The organism is Arthrobacter bambusae, from assembly GCF_022606295.1.
Lineage (GTDB): Bacteria > Actinomycetota > Actinomycetes > Actinomycetales > Micrococcaceae > Arthrobacter > Arthrobacter bambusae_A.
Map to the genome: position 1 here is coordinate 87221 of NZ_JAHHZS010000008.1, position 22060 is coordinate 109280.

Below are 22060 nucleotides of genomic sequence, written 5' to 3' on the forward strand. Positions count from 1 at the left end.
TCACGAGCCTTGCTTGACTATTTGATGGATTCATCATTCAGTGTATCAAGGGTGGGAAGAGAGAGCCCTGCGGGCCAACGAAGGAGGGCCCCATCCGACTTTTTTCGGATGAGGCCCTCCTCTGTGGTTCGGGTGAAGTGGCTAGGCCGTCACGTTCAGCGATGCGGAGAGCGCTGCGTCGGCGTCACGAAGGACCTTGGCGGCGACCTCGAGTCCTTCGATCCGGCCGAGCGAGGTGTCTTCGTGCTCGATGTTGACGAGCATGTTCGGGTCCACCTCATGCAGGGCGCGCAGGAACTCGGTCCAGTAGGCAGTGTCGTGCCCGCGCCCGAGCGCCACGAAGTCCCACGCGGAATTCCTAGGCCACTCATTGGCCCATTCGTCGCCGCCGAGGTTCGTGCGGTTCTCTTCCGGGGAGAGCCGGCGGAAGCTGTTGTCGAGAACCCCGTAGAGGGCGGCATTCGCGGTGTTGACGCGGACGTCCTTCGCGGCTGCCTGGAAGACCAAAGGCCCGAGTTCCCGGACCACGGCTACCGGATCCATTTGCTGCCAGAACAGGTGCGAAGCATCGAGTTCGACGCCAACGTGGGTGGCTCCCGTGAGCTCGATGAGCTTGTGCACATCGGCGGTGTTGAACACGATGTTCTGCGGGTGGAGTTCAAGGGCCACCTTGACGCCGTGGTCTGCTGCCAGGCGGTCGGTCTCGCGCCAGAACTTCGCCGCGATATCCCACTGGTAATCCAGCACGTCCAAGGCCGCCGAGTTCCAGGCGTTGACGACCCAGTTCACTGTGGTGGCTCCCGGTTCGCCCCCGGGAAGGCCGGACATGGTCACCACCCGGTCCTGGCCGAGGCGCTCCGCGAGCCGGATGGAGCGGCGGACGTCCTCGGCATGCTTCTCGCCGATTTCGCGCTTGGGGTGCAGGGGATTGCCGTTGCAGTTCAGTCCTGCGATCGCGACGCCGGTTCCCTCGAAGATCGCGAGGTAGTCGTCGCGGGCGGCATCCGAGACCAGGATGTCGTCGAAGGTGGGGACGTGCACGGCGGGGAGGAACCCGCCCGTGTTGACTTCGATGCCCGTCAGGCCCAAATCAGCGATGACTTTCAAGGCTTCGGGAAGTGGGCGGTCGTGCAGGATCGCGTTGTAGACGCCGAGTTTCATAGCGTGATGGTCTTTCCATTGTTGAGTGCGGATTCGGTGACGGCGCCGAGCAGTTCCATGTTGCGGACGCCTTCGTCGAACGTGGCGCAGCGGGGGAGGGAATCGGCCTCGGGAAGGCCGGCGACCTCTTCGAGAAACGCCCGGGCCTGGTAGCCGAAGGCGTCGTTTTGGCCGAAACCGACTTCGGGGGCGTCCATGGCGAGGCCGCCGGCGATGTACGGGTGGCCTGGTCCGAGGATGACCTGGCGGTAGCCGTTCTCGTTGCCCGAGCCATCGTTGAGGAAGAGCTGGATTTCGGAGGGGCGGCGCTGGTCGAACTTTGCCGCACCGTTCTCGCAGAACACTTCGAAGTTGAGGCTGTTGGCGTGGCCGGCGGCAACGCGGGAGACTTCGAAGCTGCCTGCGCCATTCTCGAATGCTGCGTTGAAGGCAGCGTAGTCGTCGTTCTCCACGGCTTCAAAGGTGTCGCTCACGGCGGCGTGGTCGTGGCCCATGACGGCGCCCAGGGGCACGGGGCGCTTGTCGATGACGGTGCTCAGACGACCGCCGCTGATGGACGTGATGTCGCCGCACAGGAACTCGGAGATGTACGTGAGGTGGCTTCCGACGTCGGCCAACGCGCCGGAGCCGGGGCCGCCTTTGTAGCGCCAACTCATGGGAGCGGACGGGCTGAAGCCGTAGTCCGTCCAGTAGCGGCCGCTGAAGTGCAGCACCTTGCCGAGGACACCGGTGCGGATCAAGTCGCGGATATAGGCGATGCCCGGTGTGCGGCGGAACGTGAAGCCGATACGCGCGATGCTGGAAGCGTTGCGGGCTGCTTCCGCCATGGCGCGGGCGTCCTCGAGCGAGTCGCTCAGCGGCTTCTCGCAGAGGACGTGCTTGCCGGCGGCCAGCAGTCCTTCGACCACCTCGCGGTGGAGGGAATTCGCAATGACGACGCTCACGACGTCGATATCGTCCGCTTCCGCGATCGCCTGCCACGAGGTGTCATTGCGTTCGTAGCCGAATCGCCGGGCAGCGAGGGAGCCGAACTCCGCGTTCACGTCGCCGATCGATACGAGGCGCACCGGCGGAAGCGCGGGGCTGTAAAGGGCAGACGCCGTGCGGTAGGCCGCCGCGTGTGCCTTGCCGGCCATTCCTGCGCCGATGACGGCGACCCCTAGGCTCTCAGCCATTGATTTCTCCTTCGAAATTCAGCCCGGGTGCCGAACACCCCTTTTGGCATTTTGGAGCGCTACAATTTAGCACTGAACTCACAGCCTAATCATGTGAGTATGTCCTGTCAATGTCTTGCTAATACCCTTGACACCAAAGGAGAAAGGTTTCCGAGCCATGAGTTCCAGCAGTCCAAAAACCCGCCGCCCGACCATCTACGACGTTGCCAAGCTAGCCGGCGTCTCGCCGTCGTTGGTGTCCTTGGTCCTGCAAGGGCCGGCGAGGGTCAGCGACAAGCGCCGGGAAGCTGTCCAGGCAGCGATATCTGAGTTGGGCTACCGGCCCAGCCGGGCCGCGACCACCCTGGCGAGCAACCGCACCAAGAGCATCGGCCTGGTGATCGACGACTACCGGAACCTCTGGTTCGTGGATCTGCTGAGGGGCCTGGAGTCGGTTCTTTCGGAGCTTGGTTACCACGTCCTGCTGGCCGACTCCCGGCCGGGCGAGAACCGCATCAAAGAAGCCGCGGACGGCCTCCTCGCCATGCACGTTGACGCGCTGGTGATCGCGGCGGAACCGAGCGAGCCCATGCTGGCCCGGACGTGGGTACCCACGGTGGTGGCCGGGTGGCGCTTGGGGGTGCCGAGCGGTGCCGACCTCATCACCAACGACGACGACGGCGGGGGCGGCCTGGCCGCGAGTCATTTGCTGGAGCTGGGCCACCAACGCATCGGTCATCTCTCAGGGTCCGACGGCGCGTCAGCCCATCGGCGCGCCGGGTTCCGGCGGCAGATCCAGGCGGCCGGCGTCGAACTCCTGATCGCCGAATCCCGGGGCACTTCGGAGGAAGATGGCTATGCGGCAGCCTCCTGGCTCCTGGACCACCATCCTGACACCACCGCGATCTTCGCGGCCAACGACACCATGGCCGTGGGCGCCTTTGCCGTCCTCAAGGCCCGGGGCCTTCGCGTGCCCGGAGATATTTCGGTGATCGGCTATGACAATTCCCCCCTGGCCAAATCGAGGTACCTGGACATCACTTCCGTCGACAACCGAAGCGACCTCGTCGGCATTGGCGCTGCGCGCAGGCTGTTGGCCAGGATTGAAAACCCCGCTATCGCGCCCGAGCGCACCTTGATTGATCCCGTCCTGGTTGTCCGCTCGACGACGGCCCGGGCCGCACTCTGATTCGTCATCAATCCAGTCCTTCACGTAAAAACATCCTAATGTCAGGACAAAGTGTTGACATATGTGAGGCCAGTCACCATGATCTGTGTAGAGGGCTTTGAGCTCCTGCAGAGTGGCAGGGCCGCAACCCCTATCAAAGGAGATAAATCGTGAAGAAGTTTTCCTGGCGGAAGGCGGCACTTGTGGCGGCCGTCGTTCCGATGATGGCTCTCAGTGCTTGTTCCAGCCAAGGCGGAAAGCCGGCCGACACCGCCAACGCCGCGGGAGGCGGACAAGCCGTCAGCACTCCCCGGATGAAAGTAGCCCTCATCACCCACGCCGCAGCAGGCGACACGTTCTGGGATATCGTGCGCAAGGGCGCCGAGGAAGCGTCCGCGAAGGACAACGTTGACCTCCTCTACACCAGCGACCCCGAAGCCGGCCGCCAGGCCCAGCTGGTACAGCAGGCCATCGACCAGAAGGTCGACGGCATCGCCGTCACCCTCGCCACTCCTGATGCACTCAAGGACGTCCTCAAGAAGGCCGAAGACGCCGGTATTCCGGTAGTAAGCCTCAATGCGGGCGAGGACGTCTCGGCCCAGCTCGGGGCATTTACGCACTTCGGCTCGAACGAAAAGCTGGCCGGCGAGGCCGTGGGAACCAAGCTCGCGTCGCAGGGCTTCAAGCACCCGATCTGCGTGATTCAACAGCAGGGCCACGTCGGCCTTGAGGCACGGTGTGCCGGCGTGAAGGCGAAGGTCCCGGGAACCGAGGTCCTGTACGTCAACGGCCAGGACATGACATCTGTCCAGTCCACAGCGACCGCGAAACTCCAGGCAGCCAAGGACGCGGACGTGATTGTAGGCCTAGGCGCCCCGATCACCCTCACGCTCCTCAAGTCGGTCACAGACGCCAACAGCTCCGCAAAGGTGGCCAGCTTCGACCTGAACGCCGACCTCGCCCAGAAGATCGTGGATGGCTCGGTGCTCTTCACCGTGGACCAGCAGCCGTGGCTCCAGGGCTACATGTCCGTTGACTCCCTGTGGCAGGCCAAGCGCGGAGGCTTCAAGCTCGGTGGGGGCCAGCCCGTTCTTACCGGTCCCACCATCGTTGACAAGTCGAACGCTTCCGACGTCCTCAAATTCGCCCAGCAGGGCGTCCGCTAGATCCAGGATTCCGGCCGCGCGGCGGGCGACCGCCGCGCGGCCTGACCAACAAGGAGTTTCTTCCTATGGCAAACACAGCAACCCTGCCGCCGGCACCGGCCTCGGCCCCCGGCGATGAGCGGATCGGAAGGCGTAGCCCGATCCAGAAGTTTTTGGGCAGGCCTGAGGTCGGTGCCCTCGTGGGGGCGGTTGTCCTCTTCATTTTCTTTGCTTCGGTGTCCGGGACGTTTACCCAGCCGAATGCTTTGGCGACGATCCTTTATGGTTCCTCGACGATCGGGATCATGGCGGTGGGGGTGTCGTTGTTGATGATCGGCGGCGAATTCGACCTTTCCACCGGTGTCGCCGTGATCTCCTCGGCCCTGACCGCGTCGCTTTTCAGCTGGAACTTTTCCCTGAACGCATGGGTGGGTGTCCTGCTGGCCCTCGTCGTCTCGCTCGGCATCGGTTTCATCAATGGGTGGATCCTGGTCAAGACGAAGCTGCCGTCGTTCATCGTGACGCTGGCGACGTTCCTGATGCTCACGGGCCTGAACCTGGCGTTGACGCGCCTGATCGGGGGGTCGGTGTCCTCGCCGTCGATTTCGAAGCTGGATGGTTTCGATTCGGCCCATGCGGTGTTCGCGTCCTCGATCAGCATCGGCGGGGTCGAGGTGAAGATCACGGTGTTCTTCTGGATCTTCCTGGTCGCGGTCGCGTCCTGGGTGCTGCTGCGCACGAAGGTGGGCAACTGGATCTTCGCTGTGGGCGGGGACGCGAACGCGGCCCGCGCCGTGGGTGTGCCGGTGACGAAGACGAAGATCGGGTTGTTCATGGCGGTCGGGTTCTGCGGCTGGATCCTGGGCATGCACAACCTCTTCGCGTTCGACGCGGTGCAGTCCGGTGAGGGTGTGGGCAACGAGTTCCTGTACATCATCGCCGCGGTCATCGGCGGCTGCCTGCTCACCGGCGGGTACGGGTCCGCGGTGGGCGGTGCGATCGGTGCGTTCATCTTCGGGATGGCGAACAAGGGCATCGTGTACGCGCAGTGGAACCCGGACTGGTTCAAGTTCTTCCTGGGCCTGATGCTGCTGCTGGCCACCATCGTGAACCTCATCGTCAAACGCCGCGCAGAGCTGAAGTAGAAGGGCGCAAGAACATGAATGCCAAACAGATCGACCAGCAGACCCTGCTGCGCGAGGAGAAGGACCCGCTGACCCACACCCCCGTGCACCTGCTCTCCCTGGACGCGGTGGGCAAGCACTACGGGAACATCATCGCCCTGCGCGAGGTGACGATGGCCGTGGACAACGGCCGCGTCACCTGCGTGCTGGGGGACAACGGTGCCGGCAAGTCCACGCTGATCAAGATCATCGCCGGCCTGCACCAGCACGACGCCGGGGTGTTGAAGATCATGGGGGAAGAGCGGAAGTTCAACTCGCCCCGGGACGCCCTGGACGCCGGGATCGCGACCGTGTACCAGGACCTGGCCGTGGTGCCGTTGATGCCGATCTGGCGGAACTTCTTCCTCGGCTCGGAACTGACCACCGGGTTCGGGCCGTTCAAGTCCATGGACGTGCAGAAAATGAAGGACATCACCCTGAAGGAACTGGCCGAGATGGGCATCGACCTGCGCGATGTGGAACAGCCCATCGGCCAGCTCTCCGGCGGTGAACGCCAATGCGTCGCGATCGCCCGCGCCGTGTATTTCGGGGCGAAGGTGCTGATCCTGGACGAACCCACCGCGGCGCTGGGCGTGAAGCAGTCCGGCGTCGTGCTCCGCTACATCCTGCAGGCCCGCGACCGGGGCCTGGGCGTCATTTTCATCACGCACAACCCGCACCACGCCTTCCCCGTCGGGGACCGGTTCCTGCTGCTCAAACGCGGCAAGTCCATCGGCTACTACGACAAAAAAGACATCACCCTGGACGAACTCACCGCCCAGATGGCCGGCGGCGCGGAACTGGCAGAACTCGCCCACGAACTCGAACAACTCGGCGGACACACCCAAGCCCTCAAGGAAGTCCAAGCCGAAGTCGCCGGGGTAACAGAAGTCACCGACGTTGCCGACTCCTCAAGGGAAGGCAGCCCGCGGCACGCCTAGCGCGGAGGCAGCACGGATGGAGACGGGGGTCCGCCAGATGGAGCGGATGGGCCCCCGCTCGCCATGCCACAGCGGGAACGGGAACAACGTAAGTAGACGGGAAGACAACATGCCAATCCGGGTAGGCGTTATCGGCGCCGGCGTTATGGGCGCAGACCACATCAGGAACCTCTCCACCACCATCAGCGGTGCCGAAGTCACCTTCGTGGCAGACCTCGACGCCGGACGTGCGGCAGCCGCAGCGCCGCCATCCGCGCGCATCACCACGGATCCTTCCGAACTGATCTACTCCAGCGACGTTGACGCCGTCGTCGTCGCTTCCCATGACTCAACCCATGCGGGACTCGTGCTGGAGTGCTTTGAGGCAATGACCCCAGTACTGTGCGAAAAGCCGTTGGCCCCCACGCTCCTGGAAAGCCATGAAGTCGTGGAGGCAGAAGCCGACCTCCTGGCCGCAACGGGTGCCCGGCTGCTGTCGATGGGCTTCATGAGGCGCTTCGATCCCGGTTATGTGGCGCTGCGCGAAGCGACCCGGGCACGCACGCACGGCGAGCCTTTGCAGGTCCACTGCACCAGCCGGACCGCCTCCGCGGGACCCGGCGCGAGCTCGGAGTCCGCCATCACCAACTCGGCCATCCACGAGCTCGACATCATCCCTTGGCTGCTGGATTCGCCCATCACCGAGGTGTCCTGGCAGTCGGGGCGGAGTTCCCGGCGCAGCACCGGTGACCTGCGGGATCCCGCCTTCATGCTCCTGCGCGCGGCCGACGGCACCCTGGCCACGCTCGAACTTTTCCTCAACGCGCAGTATGGCTACACCACCCGGTGCGAGGTCGTGTCTGAGTTCGGCACCACGGCACTGCCCGAACCAGCCGCCCTCGATGTCCGGCACGAGGGGAGGCGCAGTACCGAAATCCCCGCCGATTGGCGTCCACGCTTCGCCGACGCTTACCGCCTGCAACTCCAGGCCTGGATTTCAGCCCTAGAAAAGGGGGAGCCTGCGCCCCTCGCCACGGGTGAGGACGGGCTGCGCGCGTCGCAGCTCGCACAAGCCATGATCCGTTCGCTCCACAGCGACGGGGCCTACACGAAGGTGGCCTACTGATGGTTTCATCCGGCCTTCCGGAGTCCGGTCTTCCGGTGGCCCGTGTGCCGGATTCCCGTGACGCGCCAGCGCTGCGTTGGGGGATCATGGGCCCGGGGTGGATTGCCGAACGCTTCACCGAGTCGGTGCAGGCCTATTCAACGCAAGTGATTGCCGCCGTCGGCTCCCGTTCCTTGGAGCGGTCCAAGACGTTCGCGGACGCTTTCGGCCTACCCGCCGCTTATGGAAGCTACGAAGAGCTGGCTACGGCTCCGGACATAGACATCGTTTACGTGTGCACTCCACACAACTTCCACCACGCGGCTGCAGCACTCGCCATCGACGCGGGCAAACACGTCCTCATCGAGAAGCCGATCGGCCTGAACGCTGTGCAGGCGCGCGATATCGCCGCGCGGGCAAGGGCAGCCGGCGTCTTCGCCGCCGAGGCCATGTGGAGCTTCTTCCTTCCGAAGTTCGACGTGATCCGGCAAGTGCTCGACGGCGGGACGCTGGGCACCGTGACAACGGTCCTTGCAGAATACGGCGAGCACTTCGAACGCAGCCACCGCATCTTCGATCCCGCACTGGCTGGTGGGCCCCTGCTGGACCTGGGCACCTACCCGCTGGCCCTCATCATCGAGGTCCTGGGGGCGCCCGAACGATTGAGCGCTTTCGGACAGCCCCACGAATCCGGTGTCAACGCCCAGCTCTCCGCCATCCTGCAATTCCCGGGCGGAAGCCAGGCCGTGATGAATACGCACCTGCATAATTTCACCCCCACAATGGCCACGATCGTTGGCTCCGAGGCCACGTTGACGATCGATGGCCCTTTCAACATGCCCGGCGGTTTCGAGGTCCGGTTTCCGGACGGCACACGGCTTCGCTACAACGAAGCGGCGGGCGGCCATTTGGAAGGCTTGCACTACGAAGCCGCCGCGGTGGCCCGCGCCATCGCCGCCGGTGACACGGAAACCCGACAACGGCCCCTGGCCTCCTCCATCCGGACGATGGACGTCGCCGATGAAATCCGCCGCCAAATAGGCATTGAATTCCCGGGCGAAGGCAACGCGCCCGCCTGAGCAATTGTTGTACTGACTATCGAAAGGACCGGCCCATGGCCTACATCGAACAGCATTCAGCCGAACTTCCCACGCCTGTGCGGCTTGGCCTCATAGGCTCCGGCTGGATGGGAGCGTTCCACGGCGAAAGCATAGCCCGCAGGGTTCCCGGCGCGGTCCTTGCCGCCGTCGCCGATCCCAACGTGGACTCCGCCGCGTCCGTGGCTGCCCAGCTTGGTACGGCGAAAGTCACCGCAGACGCAGCCGACATCATGGCCGATCCGGAGATCGATGCTGTGATCATTGCCAGCCCGGCGCGCTTCCATGCTTCCCTGATCGCCCAGGCCGCGGCCGCGGGCAAACACGTGTTCTGCGAAAAGCCCGCGGGGCAGAGCCTCGAAGAGCTCGACGCCGCGCTCCTCGCCGTCGAAACGGCAGGGGTACATTTCCAGATCGGCTTCAACCGCCGCTACGCCACTGACTTCCAGGCCGCCAAGAAGGACCTGGCCGAAGGGATTGTGGGGGAGCCGCAGCTCTTGCGCTCGTTGACGAGGGATCCAGGCACCGGGAGCATCGGACACGCAGCCAGGATTCCGGCCTGGACGATCTTCCTGGAAACCCTCATCCACGATTTCGACACGCTGAACTGGTTCAACGAAGGCGCCGAGCCGGTGGAGGTCTACGCCGTCGCGGATGCTTTGGTGGAACCGGGCTTGCGTGACCAGGGATTCCTGGACACCGCCGTGGTCACTGTCCGCTACAGCAATGGAGCCTTGGCAGTGGCGGAAGCCAACTTCAGCGCTCTTTACGGCTACGACGTCCGGGGCGAAGTCTTCGGCTCCAAGGGCATGGTCCAGGCAGGACGGCCCACTGAAACGGCTGCCCTGAGATACACGGCAGAGGGCCTTTCGGCCGAAACCCCGAGGCTCAACGTGGAACTGTTCCGCGATGCCTACACTGACGAACTCGTGGACTTCACGGCGGCAGTCCGCGCGCGCCGCGATGGCACGCAGCCGCCGTCGGGCGCCTTCACCCTCACCCCAGGAGCTGCTGACGCGCGGCGCGCCTTGGCGATGGCGCTGGCGTGCATCGAATCGGTCCAGCGCGGCGGACCCGTGGAGGTACCTACCGTCTCGAGCAACAAGGCCGGTGTCTGATGCGGCTCGCCGTGTGCGCCGAAATGGTCTTTACGGAGCTGCCGTTCACCGAACGGGTACGCCGGATCCACGAGGCGGGATTCGACGTCGAACTCTGGGACTCGAGGAACAAGGACATTGCAGCACTCAGGTCGAGCGGCGCGGTCTTTTCCTCCATGACCGGATACACCTCGGGGAGCCTGGTTGACGCCGAAACCGCCGACGATGTGGTGAGGACCGCCAAAACGCTGATTCCGACCGCCTTGGAACTCGGCGTCAGCCGCATGGTGGTGCACTCGGCCCAGCTCATCGACGGCAAAGCAGCCCGTCCCGTCTACCGGTCCAACGGCAGCATGTGGATCACGGGTGTCCGGACCTTGGAGCGCCTTGGCGCGCTCGGGGAAAAGCACGGACTGACGTTCTGCCTCGAAAACCTCAACACCGTGCTGGACCACCCCGGAATTCCGCTGGCGCGGGCCAAGGACACCCTCACGCTCGTGGAGGCGGCCGGACACCCCCATGTGAAGATGATGCTGGACCTGTACCACGCACAATTGGGGGAGGGGAACCTCATTGAGCTGGTCCGCACCGCCCTGCCGCATATCGGCGAGATCCAGGTGGCGGACGTCCCGGGCCGTTGCGAGCCCGGGACCGGCGAGATCAACTATCCGGCTGTTGCCCGTGCGCTCGCGGCTGCGGGCTACGAAGGCACCGTCGGCATGGAGGCATGGGCCAGAGGCGACGACATGGCGGCGCTTGAGGCGTTCCGCCGGGCGTTCACGGTTGAGGCCGAAGAGTCCCTGGACAGCTCAGCTTTTTCAACGGAGGTAGCACTATGAAGGACGTCGTTCTCGGGCTGGTTGGAGTAGGGCGGATCGGCGTGATGCACGCCAACAACATTGCAGCCCTCAACGGGGAACTGAATGCGCAGGGCATCAAGGTGCAGTTGCGGCTCACGGATGTGGCCGAAGAACATGCCCGTCGGATCGCGGCGGGGCTCGGCGCGCAATTCCTGCCCTCCGTAGAGGCCTTGATCGCGTCCGGAGCGGATGGGCTGGTCATCGCGACCGGAACGGGCACCCACCCGGAACTGATCCGCGCGGGAGTGGACGCCGGTATTCCGGTGTTCTGCGAGAAGCCCGTGGCCATGAATGTGGCCGAGTCGCTGCCTGTCCTGGAGCATATCCGTGCCAACGATGGTGTGGTGCAGATCGGCCACCAACGTCGCTTCGATGCCGGATACCTCGAGGCCAAGCGCGCCTACCAAGCCGGAGAACTCGGGTGGATCCACTCGCTGCGCGCCGTGACCTGCGATATGGCTCCGCCGCCCGTGGAGTTCCTGGCGACGTCCGGCGGGCTGTTCCGTGATTGCTCGGTCCACGACTTCGACATCCTGCGCTGGTTGACCGGCCGCGAAATCGTGGAGGTCTATGCCAAGGGTTCCAACAATGGCGATCCCGCCATCGGCGAAGTGGGCGATGTGGACACCGCCTTGGCTCTGATCACGTTCGACGACGGGACCGTTGGCACCGTGTCGGCAACGCGTTACAACGGGGCTGGACACGACGTCCGACTCGAAATCCAAGGCTCGAAGCATTCCCTCATGGTTGGCCTGGACGAGCAGACAGCCATGGAATCAGCCGAGACCGGCGTAGCGTTCCCGTCCGGAGAACCTCACAAGACCTTCGCCGAACGCTTCGACCAGGCCTATCGTTCTGAAATGGCAGCCTTCGTTGAACTGGTCCTGGGCCAACGGGAGAACCCGTGCACTCCGGAGGACGCCGTCGCGGCTTCCCGGGTGGCGGATGCGGCGCAGGAGTCGCTCGCGAGCGGGGTCCCGGTCAGAGTGGCACTCGTGACGGCCTAGGCCAGTTAGGCGGTTCCAGGCCCCAACTGACTCGCAGTTGTTGTCGTTTTGGAGGCCCAGAACGACAACAACTGCTAGTCAGTTGGGTGTGGGAACTCCTTAGGCGCCGAACGGCAAGCGGGGGTCGATGTCCTGTCCGTCCCAGCTCTGCCGTACCCACCCGTGGTGGGGGTCGTCGCTGATGAGCCATTCGCGCACGGGCCCCGGGCCGGCCATGACGTTCAGGTAGTACAAGTCGTAGCCGGGAGCGGCCATGGCGGGGCCGTGCCAGCCATAGGGAACAAGAACGACGTCGCCGGTCCGAACCTCCGCGGCAACGTCGATCGGGCGCTCATCGGAGGCGTAGACGCGCTGGTAGCCGATCGCGTCGGCGTCAGCAGGAGCACCGGAGGGGTCGGCCACGCGGGTCTCGAAGTAGTAGATCTCCTCAAGCTGCGTTTCGCCGTCCTTTTCCTCGTCATGCTTATGCGGGGGATAGGAAGACCAGTTGCCCGCGGGCGTGAGCACTTCGCAGACGATGAAACGGTCGGCCTCGAGGGCGGCGGGAGTACCGAAGTTATGGACCTGGCGCGAACAGTTGCCTGCTCCGCGCAGCTCAACGGGGGTCTCCGCGGCGGTCACCAGCCTAGTGGGGTATGACGCGTTGGCCGGGGCGGTCGCGACGGCGACGCGGCCGCCGTCGGGCGAGCTGATGGTGACAGCGGCGTTCGTGCCGGAATACAGGACATCGCTGGGGCCGTGGAAAACCGACGCCCGCCCCGCAAGGGGGTAGTCGACGTCGTCGACCGTCACTGTGAAGGCGCCGTTGAGCGGCACAACGATCCGTTCTTCTGCTGCGGCGGGAAGCTCGACGGCGGCGCCCGCGACGAGCGTGGCGACCTTAAGCCCGGTGTGGGCCCAACCGTCCACGGCCAACGCGGAATCGGAGGTTCCGAGAGAGATGTCCCAATCGCCGTCGTTGGCGGTTCCCAGTGGATAGACCCAGTTGGCCATGAAGTTATGTCCTTGCGTTAGCGCTGTACGAGTGTCATTTCAAAGCTGTAGGAATCGGCCCGATAGACGTGGTGGCCGGTCTCGACCATGCGTCCGGTGTCGTCGACGGCTGTGCGCTCCATGGTGACCAAAGCCGAGCCGACCTCCGCCTCCAAGAGCGGCGCCTGGTAGTCGTTGGCGATCATGGCGCCGATCCGCTGCGAGGCGAGGCGGAAGTTGACCCCGCCGCGGCGGAGGATGGCGTAGAGGCCTTCTGCCTGGAGCATGGATTCGTCCATGGAGGTTATGTCGTCGCGGACCCAGTTCTCCATGAGCGCCAGCGGCTTACCGCCCACTTTGCGCAGGCGGGTGAAGTGGTAGACCTTGGAACCGGCCGGAAGCTGGAGTGCGGTCAGCGTGGCTGCGTCGGCTTCCATGTGCGAGAAGCTGAGGACCTGCGTTGTGGGCTTCTTGCCGTTGTTGGTCAGGTCGTCGTACAGGCTGGAGAGTTCCAGGGGCCGGCGGACCTGGCTCGACACCACCTGCGTGCCGACGCCGCGCTTGCGGACCAACAGGCCCGAACGGACAAGCTCGTCCATCGCCTTGCGCATCGTGGGCCGGGACAGGTTCAGCTGGGCGGCGAGGTCAATCTCGTTGTCCAAACGGCTTCCGGGCTCCAACACTCCGCTGTGGATGGCGGCCTCGATGCCCTGGACCACCTGATGGTACAAAGGCACAGGGGAAGAACGGTCGATAGTGAGGCCAAGTTGATTCGCCATTGCATGCTCCCTCGCATTCCGGGACTGTCCCGGAAGTTGCAAGCATGTCCGCTCATGTTCGCTTGATAGGACATACTGCTTTACTGATGATAGCAGGAGCATTGCGCGGGTCAAGGGTGCCTGAGGTGCGTTTATCGTGCCTTGTCACAGGTTTTGTAGGGACATGTCCAGACATCAGGACGAGGCATCAATTGCCTCAGCCGCGGGTGGGTCTTTCTGCGTCCGGTGCCATCCGGCGTCGGGCGCTTTCAGCGGCGGAGTCGGGCGCTGCTGCGTTGACGGACGTAGCCGACGGCGGCAAGCACCGCGCCCAGTCCCTCGGCGGCCGCGCTGAGGGTCTTCTCGAAAAACCATACGGGCTCGTACATGGACGGGAGCGGACCGATGGCCGGTATGTCGACATATCGGTAGAGGAGGACGGCTATGAAGGCGCTTCCAGCAACTACCACCGCGGCCGCGTAGGCCGGCCGGTTGCCGCGGATCAGGACATACAGGCCGACGAGGATTGCAACAGCGGCCTCGATCCGAAACAGGTTGCCTTCCCCGATTCCACCAGGCGCACCCAATTGGTAGCCGGAGGCCAGATCGAGGTGCACTACAGCGTCGATGCCCAGGGCTGCCGCTATAAGCAGTCGCAGCAGGATGTCCCTCGGCCTGCGGTTCATCGGCTTGCGGCGGGCCGCTTCACGGGTGCTCACTTTACGACCAGCGTTCCGTGCATGTTCGAGTGATAGGCGCAGTGGTAAGGGTAGCTGCCCGGTGTGGTGGGCGCCGTGAACTGCGCTGTCCCGCCCCCGCCATCGATGGCAGCGTCGAACGACTTTCCATCGTCCGAGGTGACCGTGTGGGCCTGGGCGTCCTCGTCCTTCACGGTGATTTTGGCCCCCGGGCTGACCGACACGGGTCCTTGGTAGCCGAAGTCCTTGATGGTAATGGTGAGCGATGGGGAGGTCCCGGAAGGCGGAGCAGTCGAGGAGGCGGCAGAAGGCGGGCTTGACGATGCGCCCTGGTAACCAGTTCCGGATGCCCCGCAACCGCCCACGGCGATCAGGGCGGCCGCTCCAACGATGACCATCATGGCCTTGGGGTTGTTCCTCATGATTGGTTCCCCGCTCCTCGTGTCCGGTGGCGCGAATGTGCTTGCCACATTGATGAGACGAATTCCGGAGCGGTCAGGTTCACGGGAACTAGTACTTTGCTTGCCGCCGGCGGAGGCGGCCCGCTCGGTCACCCCACCGGACGCAGCGTCCTGCAGACCTCCACGAAAGCCTTGAACGGGGCGAGCCGTTCCTCCTCAGGCAGCTGCGAGGCCTCGGGATGCCATTGCACGGATGCCACCCAGCGCTGCGGATCCTCGAGGGCCTCCACTGTCCCGTCCTCTGCGACCGCCGTCACCACCAGGCCATCGCCTACCCGTGCCACGGCCTGGTGATGTCCCGAAGCGATCCGCACCGAGTCGCGCGAGCCATAGAGCCCGGCCACCTTGGAATCCGGTGAAAGTTCGACGTCGTGCCACGCCCAGGCGCTGAGCCCACCGTCCGCCGTGGTCACGCCGTTGTGTTCCACCGCAGACGGGTACATGTCCTGGATCAGCGTCCCGCCATAGACAACGTTGAGGAGCTGATGGCCGCGGCAGATGCCAAGGGTGGGCAAACCGGCGTCGAGCGATCCACGGGCGACCGCCAAGTCCAGGCGATCCTGGTCGGGGTTCACGTCATAGCAGGCGTCGGTCGCTTCTTCCCCGTAGAGTCGCGGATCCAGGTCCCCACCGCCGGGCAGCAGGACCCCGTTGAGGGATCGGAGTTCGGCGGCCAGCGGACCTGCTTCGTCGGTGAAGGAAGCGTCCAGCAGCACAGGCTCCGCACCGGCGTCGCGCATTAGTTCGACGATGAAGTCGAAGAGTTCATTCGCCTCGACCACGCGGGCATCCGCGCTTTCGGAACTGCTGAGGCGGACAGGAATGCCGATCCGGGGCCTTAAGCTTCTTTGCTGTTCGGAAGTCTGCATCCTCCATGATGCACTGGCCGGTCGACTCCTGCGCAACGGGAACCGCGGGCTTACGCTGATGCCATGAATCCGTCCCGCGCCCTGACTCCCAGTCCCCGCACGCTCGACATTGAGAGCGTGGCCCATTTCGACAAACTGCTGAGCTCGGGTGCCGCAACGATGCACGGATGGCACGCCCAGTCGCTGGACCTGCGGGGCCGACGAGCGGACCTCGAGAGGCTGGATCCGCAAGGCGCCATCTTCCTGGGCTGTACCTTCGACGACGGCGTGGAGGACTCCCTGCGCAGCCGCGGCGCCCTCATCTTTCCGAAACTCCGCGGAGTGCCCTTCAACCCGTACCGGGGCAGCCTCTATAGCGCCGCCGAACTGTACGAGGACATTGACTCCACGGAGTACGAAGCAACCCTGGACGCGCAGGTCTATCACTGGAGCATCATGCCGGGGCAGCGGACCAGCCTGGATGCCACCCTCGCCGCCGCGCTGCACGACCACGCGATCGGGGATGCGCTGGACGAGCTCCTGGGCAACGGGGATTTCGCGGGGACCAAGGTCGTGGGAGTCATGGGCGGGCACGCCGCACAACGCGGAACCACGGACTTTTACGACGCCGCGCGGCTGGGTCGGCTCCTGGCTCTGTCGGGCTTCACGGTAGCCACGGGGGGAGGACCGGGTGCCATGGAAGCCGCCAATTTGGGCGCCTACTTGAGCGGCCTGCCCGACGCCGACTTCACCGTCGCGCTGCAATCGCTCGCGGCGGTGCCGGGTTTCCGCCCCTCGGTGACGGCGTGGGCGCGGGCGGCGGCCGCCGTCGTCGGGCAACATCCGAGCGGAACGACGTCGCTGGGCATCCCCACCTGGTTTTACGGGCACGAGCCGCCCAACCTCTTCGCCACACACATCGCCAAGTACTTCGCCAACTCCGTGCGGGAGGCGATCCTGCTGGAGCTATGCAACGGCGGGATCGTCTTCCTTCCGGGCTCCGCCGGCACCGTGCAGGAAATCTTCCAGGATGCGTGCGAGAACTTCTACGGCGCCCCGGAAACCGTCACGCCCATGGTGCTCGTAGGTCGCGACCATTGGGAGCGCAAGTATCCAGCGTGGCCCATGTTGCAGAGCCTTGCCGCCGGGAAAGTGATGGAGGGCCGGATCTTCCTGGTGGACAGCGTCGAGGAAGCACTCGCCGTCGTCGCGGGCTAGGCGCCTCACACGGGACATGCCCAGCCTTGGCTCGCCGTCCCGCCCCGGCACTTAGGGACATGTCCAGCCCTGGCTTGGCGTCCCGACCCCGCACTTAGGGACATGTCCAGCCCTGGCCTGGAACATTGGGCATATTGCGAATATGCCCGTCTTTGGACTTCAGGGCTGGACATGTCCCTATCGGCGAAAGCATTATGCCCGCTGCTGAGCCCTAGGGCTGGGCATGTCCCTTGGCCGGTTGGTGGACATGTCCATTGCGTGACTTCAGAGCGGGGCATGTCCGGTGCGATGCGGGGATGCCGGGCTAGTGTGGGGATGCCGGTTAGTGTGGGGGCCGCCCGCCCAGTCGAATGGTGACTTTGCGTGCTGCGTCTTGGCATGCCTCGCCGAGGCTGGCGAGGGTGTCCTGCGAGACCCGGAACTTCGGCGCAGGTATGAGGACGGAGGCCACGATGTCTCCGCGGTGGTCAAAGACAGGCGAAGCAACACCGACTTCTTCGATCGACGTTTCGCCGAAATTGAAGGCCCATCCCCGGGTCACAGACTCCTTGAGCCGGATCAGGTAGGCCTCGAGGGACTCCTCGTCGAGACCGGGCAATCTGATGGAGCCGCTGCGGAGGAGCTTGCGGACGCGGTCGGCGTCTTCGGCGGCAAGAAAGACCTGCACCGATGAGCTGAGCGCCTCGTTGTAACGGGCACCCAACGGTGCGAGGTGCTTGACCTGGTGACGGCTGGCGATTTGCTCCACGCACATGGATTCGCTCCCGTTCCACACCATGAGGGCGCTCGTCTCGCCTGTCCGTTCGCTCAGCTCGCGCAACACGGGATAGGCCACCCGGCGCTCTTCCAGCTCGGCGAGGAGCGGCCCGGCAAGGGCGATCATCCCCAGGCCCAACCGGAAGCGGCGGGACTCGGGGTCGCGCTCCACCAAGTGTTCCTGTTCGAAGGTCGCGAGGATCCGGGACACCGTGCTCTTGTGCAAGCCGATCCTGCCGGCGATCTCGGTGACACCCAGGAGGGGTTCCTCGGCGGTGAAGCTGCGCAGCACGGCAATGGCGTTCTCAAGTACCGAAGCGCCTCTGGAATCGCCGTTGGCCGGGGTTTCACTCGTGGTTGCACGCGGTTCTGCGCGCCGTTCTGCTGAGGTCATGATGGTCACTATATGGCTCTTTTAATGGGGACATGCCCAGCCTTGGCCAAGAGCAATGAGCATATGAGTCATATGTCCACTGCTCGGGCGCAAGGCTGGGCATGTCCATGGGGGTGGGGGTCAGGCGCCGATGATGTTGTATTCCGGGCCGAAGGGGAACTTGGTGATGTTCTCGGCACCGTCTTCGCCGACCACCAGGATGTCGTGCTCCCGGTACCCGCCGGCACCCGGCTGGCCATCGAGGACGGTGATCATCGGTTCCATGGAGACCACCATTCCCGGTTCCAGAACGGTGTCGATGTCTTCGCGCAGTTCCAGTCCGGCTTCGCGGCCGTAGTAGTGCGAGAGGACGCCGAAGGAGTGTCCGTAGCCAAAGGTGCGGTTGGCGAGCAGTCCATGCGAAACATAGATCTCGTTGAGCTCCGCGGCGATGTCCTTGCAGACCGCCCCGGGCTTGATGAGTTCCAGTCCGCGCTTGTGCACGTCCACGTTGATGTTCCACAGCTCCAGGGAGCGTGCATCGGGTTCGCCGTAAAACAGAGTCCTTTCCAGGGCCGTGTAGTAGCCCGAGGTCATGGGGAAGCAGTTCAGCGACAGGATGTCGTGTTCCTGGATCTTGCGGGTGGTTGCCCAGTTGTGGGCGCCGTCCGTGTTGATGCCGGACTGGAACCACACCCAGGTATCGCGGATTTCTGAGTCCGGGAACGTGCGGGCGATCTCGTGCACCATGGCCTCGGTGCCGATCAACGCCACCTCGTACTCGGTGATGCCGGCAGTGATGGCATTGCGGATCGCTTCGCCGCCGAGGTCGCCGATCCGGGCGCCGTGCTTGATGACCTCGATTTCCTCGGCGGACTTGATCATGCGCTGGCGCATCGCGGCCTGGGCGACGTCCACAAGGGTCGCTCCGGGGAAGGCGGCCTGGATCTTGTTGCGGTTGTCCAGGGGAAGGGAGTCGTCCTCGACACCCAGGCGCCGGACGTTGATCCCGCGGGTGCGCAGCACTTCCTGGATGCCGAAGATGTAGTTGTCCCGGCGCCAGTCCGTGTAGACCAGGTTGTCCCCGTAGCTGCGGCGCCACGGCATGCCGGCGTCGATGTTGGCGGTGACCGTGACGGTGTCGTCGGCCGTGACCACCATGGCGTAGGAGCGGCCGAAGTAGGTGAACAGGAAATCGGAGTAGTACTTGATGGAGTGGTAGCTGGTCAGGACAACGGCGTCCAGTTCCTTCTCTGCCATGATCCGGCGAAGGCCCGCAAGGCGTCGCTCAAACTCTGCGTCAGAGAAGGTCAGGCAGACCTTCTCTCCGTTGTTGAGGACCTTGAGGCGCTCAAGCTTGGTGACGTCGCTGACGGCTTCATTCTCGGTGATGGTCATGGGTGGTGTTCCTTTCAATGGGTGGGTTGTTTTCAGTCCTGCTGCAGGGGCTTCTTGGAGGTTTCCACAGCGAAGAGGACCGCGATGAGGGAAATGACGGAGGCTGCCACGAGGTACCAGCCGGGGGCCAGTTGGTTGTGGGTCAGGCCGATGAGGAGTGTTGCCATGAACGGGGCGGTGCCGCCGAACAGGGCGTTGGAGAGATTGAAGCTGACGGCGAAGCCGCTGTAGCGGACCCTCGTGGGGAAGAGCTCGGCGAGGAAGCTGGGCAGCGTGCCGTCGTTGAGTGTAAGCATCGCGCCCAGCAGGATCTGCACCAGGACGATGACCAGGAAATTGCCGGTATCGAGGAGCATGAACGCCGGAACGGTTAGCACCACGAACAGCACGGAAGCGGTGATGAGCATGCGCTTGCGGCCGAACCTGTCCGATGCGATCCCGGTCAGGAAAATGAATCCGATATAGCTGAGGAGGGCAATCGTCGTGGCCAGGAACGATTCGGCTGCGCCGAAGTGAAGCTCCTCGGAAAGGTACGTGGGCATATAGCTGAGGATCACGTAGAACCCGACGGCGTTGAGCAGCACGGCGCCCGTCGCAATGATCAGCTGCTTGCGGTACGTCTTGAACATGGCGAAGGCCGGAGCCTTGACCGCGGTGTCCTTCGCGGCCATTTCGCGGAATGCCGGGGTGTCCTCGAGTTTGGTGCGGATGTAGCGGCCAATCAGGCCCATCGGGGCTGCCAGGAGGAAGGGCAGGCGCCAGCCCCACTCGCCGAGCTGGTCGGCGCTCAGCACCGAACTGAGCAGCGCCGCCAGCAGGGATCCGAGCAGCAGGCCTGCCGCTGTACTGGCGGGTACGACGGCGGCATAGAGTCCGCGTCGATTGGCCGGTGCGTATTCCACCAGGAAGGCTGAGGCACCCGCGTATTCGCCTGCTGCCGAGAAGCCTTGAACAACGCGGACGAGCAGCAGGAGGACCGGCGCCATGACGCCGATGGTGTTGTAGCCGGGGATCAGTGCGATGCAGAACGTTGCCACGGACATGAGCACGATCGACAGGGAGAGTGCCTGTTTGCGTCCGAGGCGGTCACCGATGTGGCCCCAGATGAATCCGCCCAGTGGACGGACGAAGAACGAGACGGCGAAGACGCCGAACGTGGCGAGCAGGGCTGTCTGCCGGTCCGATGCGGGGAAGAAGACGGTCGAGATAATCCCGGCAAGGTAGCCGTAGACGGCGTAGTCGAACCACTCGACGAAGTTGCCGATGAAGCTGGCAGTGATGACTCGGCGTCGGGTGTCTTTACTGACTGTGTGGCTGTCGGCTGGCTTTGGTGTGCCGCCCGGGGCGGCTGTCGCATCGGGAAGGCCGGATCCGCCTTTGGATCCGGCATGAGCGCTTCCCGGGATTGCTGCGACGGAGGATGTTTCGTTTTTCATGAATCCACCAAGAACTTTGGGGTTGCATTCAACGCAACGCTGTTGCACCAGAATAGATGTGTCGTGCATCACCGTCAAGGGCTTCCGGTAACTATCCAACTGTCTCGCAATAGATGTCGTCATGGACGCTCAAAACGACAACAAGTGCGAGCTGGTTGGGGAGGGTGGCGCACTCACTGCAACATGGTTGCTTTCTTTGGGTGGAATCTCGGTCCGGAATGCAAAAAAGAAGCTCCCCGGATCCAGGGATCCGGGGAGCTTCAAAGCAAGCGTGAAAGGACTATTTGAGCCAGGCAGCCACCACATCCGGGTGGGCATCCACCCATTTCTTGGCAGCGGCATCGGGCTTCATGCCGCCCTGGATGTCCGTTGCGACGGAGTTCTGGTCCGCGTTGGTCCATGAGAAGGCCTTGAGCAGTTTCGCGGCGGGAGAACCGCTGTCCGCAAACTTCTTGGCCATCACTTTGTTCAACTTGTAGTCGGGGTAGTCGCAGGCCACCTTCTCGGCGTCGGCATCGCAGCCCGGAGTGTAGGCGGGCAGGCTGACCTTCTTGAGGGGGACCTCGGAAAGGAACCATTGAGGCTCGTAGAAGTACCCCAGCAGCGGCGTCTTGTTCTTCTCCGCCGTACGGAACGACTGGATCAATGCTGCTTCCGAACCGGAGAAGACCACTTTGTAGTCGAGGCCTAGATTCTTGACGAGGGCTTCATCGTTGGTGACGAACGCCGGGTCGCCATCCAGTACCTGGCCTTTGCCGCCCGACTCGGACGTGGCAAACAGGGACGCGTATTTGTTCAGGTTCTTGCTGTCCAGGATGTCCGGGTATTTCTGGACCATCCATGGTGGTACGTACCAGCCGATATGCCCTTCGTTGCCCGTGGGACCAGCATCCACCGCAACCTTCTGGTCGGTGATGTACTGCTTTGCGAGGTCCTCGTGACCCCAGTTCTCAAGGATGACGTCGACTTCACCCGAGCCGAAGCCCTGCCAGGAAATCTGTTCCGACAGGTCCTTCTGGACTACAGTGCAACCGAGTTTGTTTTGGGCTATGTAGCTGTAAACAGCCGCATTTGCCGTGTAGCCCACCCATGCGTTGAGGGCCACGTTGACGGTTCCGCAGGGGGTGCCCGAAGCACCGGCTGCGGCCGCCTGATTGACTGTTGCGCCGCCGCAGCCGGCTAGCAACAGGGCGGCAGCGACGGTTCCGGCGAGCGTGGGAATTGTTCGTTTCAACAGCAGTCCAGCTTTACTCATGGTTGGATCT

Annotated in this window: 21 protein-coding genes; 10 read left to right on the plus strand and 11 right to left on the minus strand. The window is 64.0% G+C overall.

What is annotated here, in order from left to right; all coding sequences use genetic code 11:
* Positions 1–141 precede the first annotated feature (141 nt).
* Together KNN17_RS07740 and KNN17_RS07745 are read right to left on the minus strand one after the other, a co-directional pair.
* Positions 142–1161 carry a sugar phosphate isomerase/epimerase family protein gene (locus KNN17_RS07740; protein ID WP_241708197.1) on the minus strand — a complete coding sequence of 340 codons (1020 nt, stop codon included), beginning with the start codon at positions 1159–1161 and terminating at the stop codon, positions 142–144.
* Positions 1158–2336 (minus strand): Gfo/Idh/MocA family protein, encoded by a 1179-nt coding sequence (locus KNN17_RS07745; protein WP_241708198.1) that lies wholly within the window; start codon positions 2334–2336, stop codon positions 1158–1160. Before KNN17_RS07745 ends, KNN17_RS07740 begins: the two co-directional genes overlap by 4 nt.
* A gap of 157 nt (positions 2337–2493) precedes the next feature.
* Here KNN17_RS07745 and KNN17_RS07750 point away from each other — a divergent pair, with 157 nt between their 5' ends.
* The 9 genes from KNN17_RS07750 (at position 2494) to KNN17_RS07790 (ending at position 11877) form a co-directional block, all read left to right on the plus strand.
* Entirely contained in the window at positions 2494–3504 is a 1011-nt protein-coding gene (locus tag KNN17_RS07750; RefSeq protein ID WP_241708199.1) for a LacI family DNA-binding transcriptional regulator, read from the plus strand.
* 149 nt (positions 3505–3653) lie between these two features.
* Positions 3654–4649 carry a substrate-binding domain-containing protein gene (locus tag KNN17_RS07755; RefSeq protein WP_241708200.1) on the plus strand — a complete coding sequence of 332 codons (996 nt, stop codon included), beginning with the start codon at positions 3654–3656 and terminating at the stop codon, positions 4647–4649.
* Between the two features lie 65 nt (positions 4650–4714).
* Positions 4715–5773, plus strand: coding sequence for an ABC transporter permease (locus KNN17_RS07760; RefSeq protein WP_241708201.1), 1059 nt, complete (start codon positions 4715–4717; stop codon positions 5771–5773).
* Positions 5774–5787: 14 nt separating this feature from the next.
* Positions 5788–6732 carry an ATP-binding cassette domain-containing protein gene (locus KNN17_RS07765; RefSeq protein WP_241708202.1) on the plus strand — a complete coding sequence of 315 codons (945 nt, stop codon included), beginning with the start codon at positions 5788–5790 and terminating at the stop codon, positions 6730–6732.
* Positions 6733–6841: 109 nt separating this feature from the next.
* Positions 6842–7837, plus strand: coding sequence for a Gfo/Idh/MocA family oxidoreductase (locus KNN17_RS07770; RefSeq protein ID WP_241708203.1), 996 nt, complete (start codon positions 6842–6844; stop codon positions 7835–7837).
* Complete coding sequence (locus tag KNN17_RS07775) at positions 7837–8895, plus strand: Gfo/Idh/MocA family protein (protein ID WP_241708204.1); 1059 nt, start codon at positions 7837–7839, stop codon at positions 8893–8895. The genes KNN17_RS07770 and KNN17_RS07775 overlap by 1 nt, the downstream gene beginning before the upstream one ends.
* A gap of 35 nt (positions 8896–8930) precedes the next feature.
* On the plus strand, positions 8931–10031 hold the full coding sequence (locus KNN17_RS07780) for a Gfo/Idh/MocA family oxidoreductase (protein WP_241708205.1): 1101 nt from the start codon (positions 8931–8933) through the stop codon (positions 10029–10031).
* On the plus strand, positions 10031–10849 hold the full coding sequence (locus KNN17_RS07785; RefSeq protein WP_241708206.1) for a TIM barrel protein: 819 nt from the start codon (positions 10031–10033) through the stop codon (positions 10847–10849). The genes KNN17_RS07780 and KNN17_RS07785 overlap by 1 nt, the downstream gene beginning before the upstream one ends.
* Positions 10846–11877 (plus strand): Gfo/Idh/MocA family oxidoreductase, encoded by a 1032-nt coding sequence (locus KNN17_RS07790; protein ID WP_241708207.1) that lies wholly within the window; start codon positions 10846–10848, stop codon positions 11875–11877. The genes KNN17_RS07785 and KNN17_RS07790 overlap by 4 nt, the downstream gene beginning before the upstream one ends.
* A 99-nt stretch (positions 11878–11976) precedes the next feature.
* Here KNN17_RS07790 and iolB read toward each other — a convergent pair whose 3' ends face one another.
* The 5 genes from iolB to KNN17_RS07815 form a co-directional block, all read right to left on the minus strand.
* Entirely contained in the window at positions 11977–12870 is an 894-nt protein-coding gene (gene iolB / locus KNN17_RS07795; RefSeq protein ID WP_241708208.1) for a 5-deoxy-glucuronate isomerase, read from the minus strand.
* 17 nt (positions 12871–12887) lie between these two features.
* Complete coding sequence (locus KNN17_RS07800) at positions 12888–13628, minus strand: GntR family transcriptional regulator (protein WP_078106216.1); 741 nt, start codon at positions 13626–13628, stop codon at positions 12888–12890.
* Positions 13629–13876: 248 nt separating this feature from the next.
* The gene (locus KNN17_RS07805; protein ID WP_241708209.1) at positions 13877–14326 is read right to left on the minus strand and encodes a hypothetical protein; all 450 of its coding nucleotides are present in this window, start codon (positions 14324–14326) and stop codon (positions 13877–13879) included.
* Positions 14323–14727: a cupredoxin domain-containing protein gene (locus tag KNN17_RS07810; RefSeq protein ID WP_241708210.1), complete on the minus strand. Its 405-nt coding sequence runs from the start codon at positions 14725–14727 to the stop codon at positions 14323–14325. The genes KNN17_RS07805 and KNN17_RS07810 overlap by 4 nt, the downstream gene beginning before the upstream one ends.
* 128 nt (positions 14728–14855) lie before the next feature.
* A complete protein-coding gene (locus KNN17_RS07815; protein WP_241708211.1) occupies positions 14856–15635 on the minus strand; it encodes a gamma-glutamyl-gamma-aminobutyrate hydrolase family protein in 780 nt (259 codons plus the stop codon).
* 63 nt (positions 15636–15698) lie between these two features.
* Between KNN17_RS07815 and KNN17_RS07820 the strand changes: the two genes are divergently transcribed.
* Entirely contained in the window at positions 15699–16832 is a 1134-nt protein-coding gene (locus tag KNN17_RS07820) for an LOG family protein (RefSeq protein WP_241708212.1), read from the plus strand.
* Between the two features lie 322 nt (positions 16833–17154).
* Here KNN17_RS07820 and KNN17_RS07825 read toward each other — a convergent pair whose 3' ends face one another.
* The 4 genes from KNN17_RS07825 to KNN17_RS07840 all read right to left on the minus strand — a co-directional run bounded on the left by KNN17_RS07825 (position 17155) and on the right by KNN17_RS07840 (position 22050).
* On the minus strand, positions 17155–17982 hold the full coding sequence (locus KNN17_RS07825; RefSeq protein ID WP_241708213.1) for an IclR family transcriptional regulator: 828 nt from the start codon (positions 17980–17982) through the stop codon (positions 17155–17157).
* Positions 17983–18102: 120 nt separating this feature from the next.
* Positions 18103–19359: an aminopeptidase P family protein gene (locus tag KNN17_RS07830; protein ID WP_241708214.1), complete on the minus strand. Its 1257-nt coding sequence runs from the start codon at positions 19357–19359 to the stop codon at positions 18103–18105.
* A 32-nt stretch (positions 19360–19391) separates the two neighbouring features.
* On the minus strand, positions 19392–20795 hold the full coding sequence (locus KNN17_RS07835) for an MFS transporter (RefSeq protein ID WP_241708215.1): 1404 nt from the start codon (positions 20793–20795) through the stop codon (positions 19392–19394).
* Between the two features lie 280 nt (positions 20796–21075).
* Positions 21076–22050 (minus strand): ABC transporter substrate-binding protein, encoded by a 975-nt coding sequence (locus KNN17_RS07840; protein WP_078106210.1) that lies wholly within the window; start codon positions 22048–22050, stop codon positions 21076–21078.
* Positions 22051–22060: the final 10 nt, after the last annotated feature.

Coding starts and splice junctions, on each gene's coding strand:
- KNN17_RS07740 (WP_241708197.1), bottom strand. CDS start 1,161: ATGAAACTCGGCGTCTACAACGCGATCCTGCACGACCGCCCACTTCCC.
- KNN17_RS07745 (WP_241708198.1), bottom strand. CDS start 2,336: ATGGCTGAGAGCCTAGGGGTCGCCGTCATCGGCGCAGGAATGGCCGGC.
- KNN17_RS07750 (WP_241708199.1), top strand. CDS start 2,494: ATGAGTTCCAGCAGTCCAAAAACCCGCCGCCCGACCATCTACGACGTT.
- KNN17_RS07760 (WP_241708201.1), top strand. CDS start 4,715: ATGGCAAACACAGCAACCCTGCCGCCGGCACCGGCCTCGGCCCCCGGC.
- KNN17_RS07765 (WP_241708202.1), top strand. CDS start 5,788: ATGAATGCCAAACAGATCGACCAGCAGACCCTGCTGCGCGAGGAGAAG.
- KNN17_RS07770 (WP_241708203.1), top strand. CDS start 6,842: ATGCCAATCCGGGTAGGCGTTATCGGCGCCGGCGTTATGGGCGCAGAC.
- KNN17_RS07775 (WP_241708204.1), top strand. CDS start 7,837: ATGGTTTCATCCGGCCTTCCGGAGTCCGGTCTTCCGGTGGCCCGTGTG.
- KNN17_RS07780 (WP_241708205.1), top strand. CDS start 8,931: ATGGCCTACATCGAACAGCATTCAGCCGAACTTCCCACGCCTGTGCGG.
- KNN17_RS07785 (WP_241708206.1), top strand. CDS start 10,031: ATGCGGCTCGCCGTGTGCGCCGAAATGGTCTTTACGGAGCTGCCGTTC.
- KNN17_RS07790 (WP_241708207.1), top strand. CDS start 10,846: ATGAAGGACGTCGTTCTCGGGCTGGTTGGAGTAGGGCGGATCGGCGTG.
- iolB (WP_241708208.1), bottom strand. CDS start 12,870: ATGGCCAACTGGGTCTATCCACTGGGAACCGCCAACGACGGCGATTGG.
- KNN17_RS07800 (WP_078106216.1), bottom strand. CDS start 13,628: ATGGCGAATCAACTTGGCCTCACTATCGACCGTTCTTCCCCTGTGCCT.
- KNN17_RS07810 (WP_241708210.1), bottom strand. CDS start 14,727: ATGAGGAACAACCCCAAGGCCATGATGGTCATCGTTGGAGCGGCCGCC.
- KNN17_RS07815 (WP_241708211.1), bottom strand. CDS start 15,635: ATGCAGACTTCCGAACAGCAAAGAAGCTTAAGGCCCCGGATCGGCATT.
- KNN17_RS07820 (WP_241708212.1), top strand. CDS start 15,699: ATGAATCCGTCCCGCGCCCTGACTCCCAGTCCCCGCACGCTCGACATT.
- KNN17_RS07825 (WP_241708213.1), bottom strand. CDS start 17,982: ATGACCTCAGCAGAACGGCGCGCAGAACCGCGTGCAACCACGAGTGAA.
- KNN17_RS07830 (WP_241708214.1), bottom strand. CDS start 19,359: ATGACCATCACCGAGAATGAAGCCGTCAGCGACGTCACCAAGCTTGAG.
- KNN17_RS07835 (WP_241708215.1), bottom strand. CDS start 20,795: ATGAAAAACGAAACATCCTCCGTCGCAGCAATCCCGGGAAGCGCTCAT.
- KNN17_RS07840 (WP_078106210.1), bottom strand. CDS start 22,050: ATGAGTAAAGCTGGACTGCTGTTGAAACGAACAATTCCCACGCTCGCC.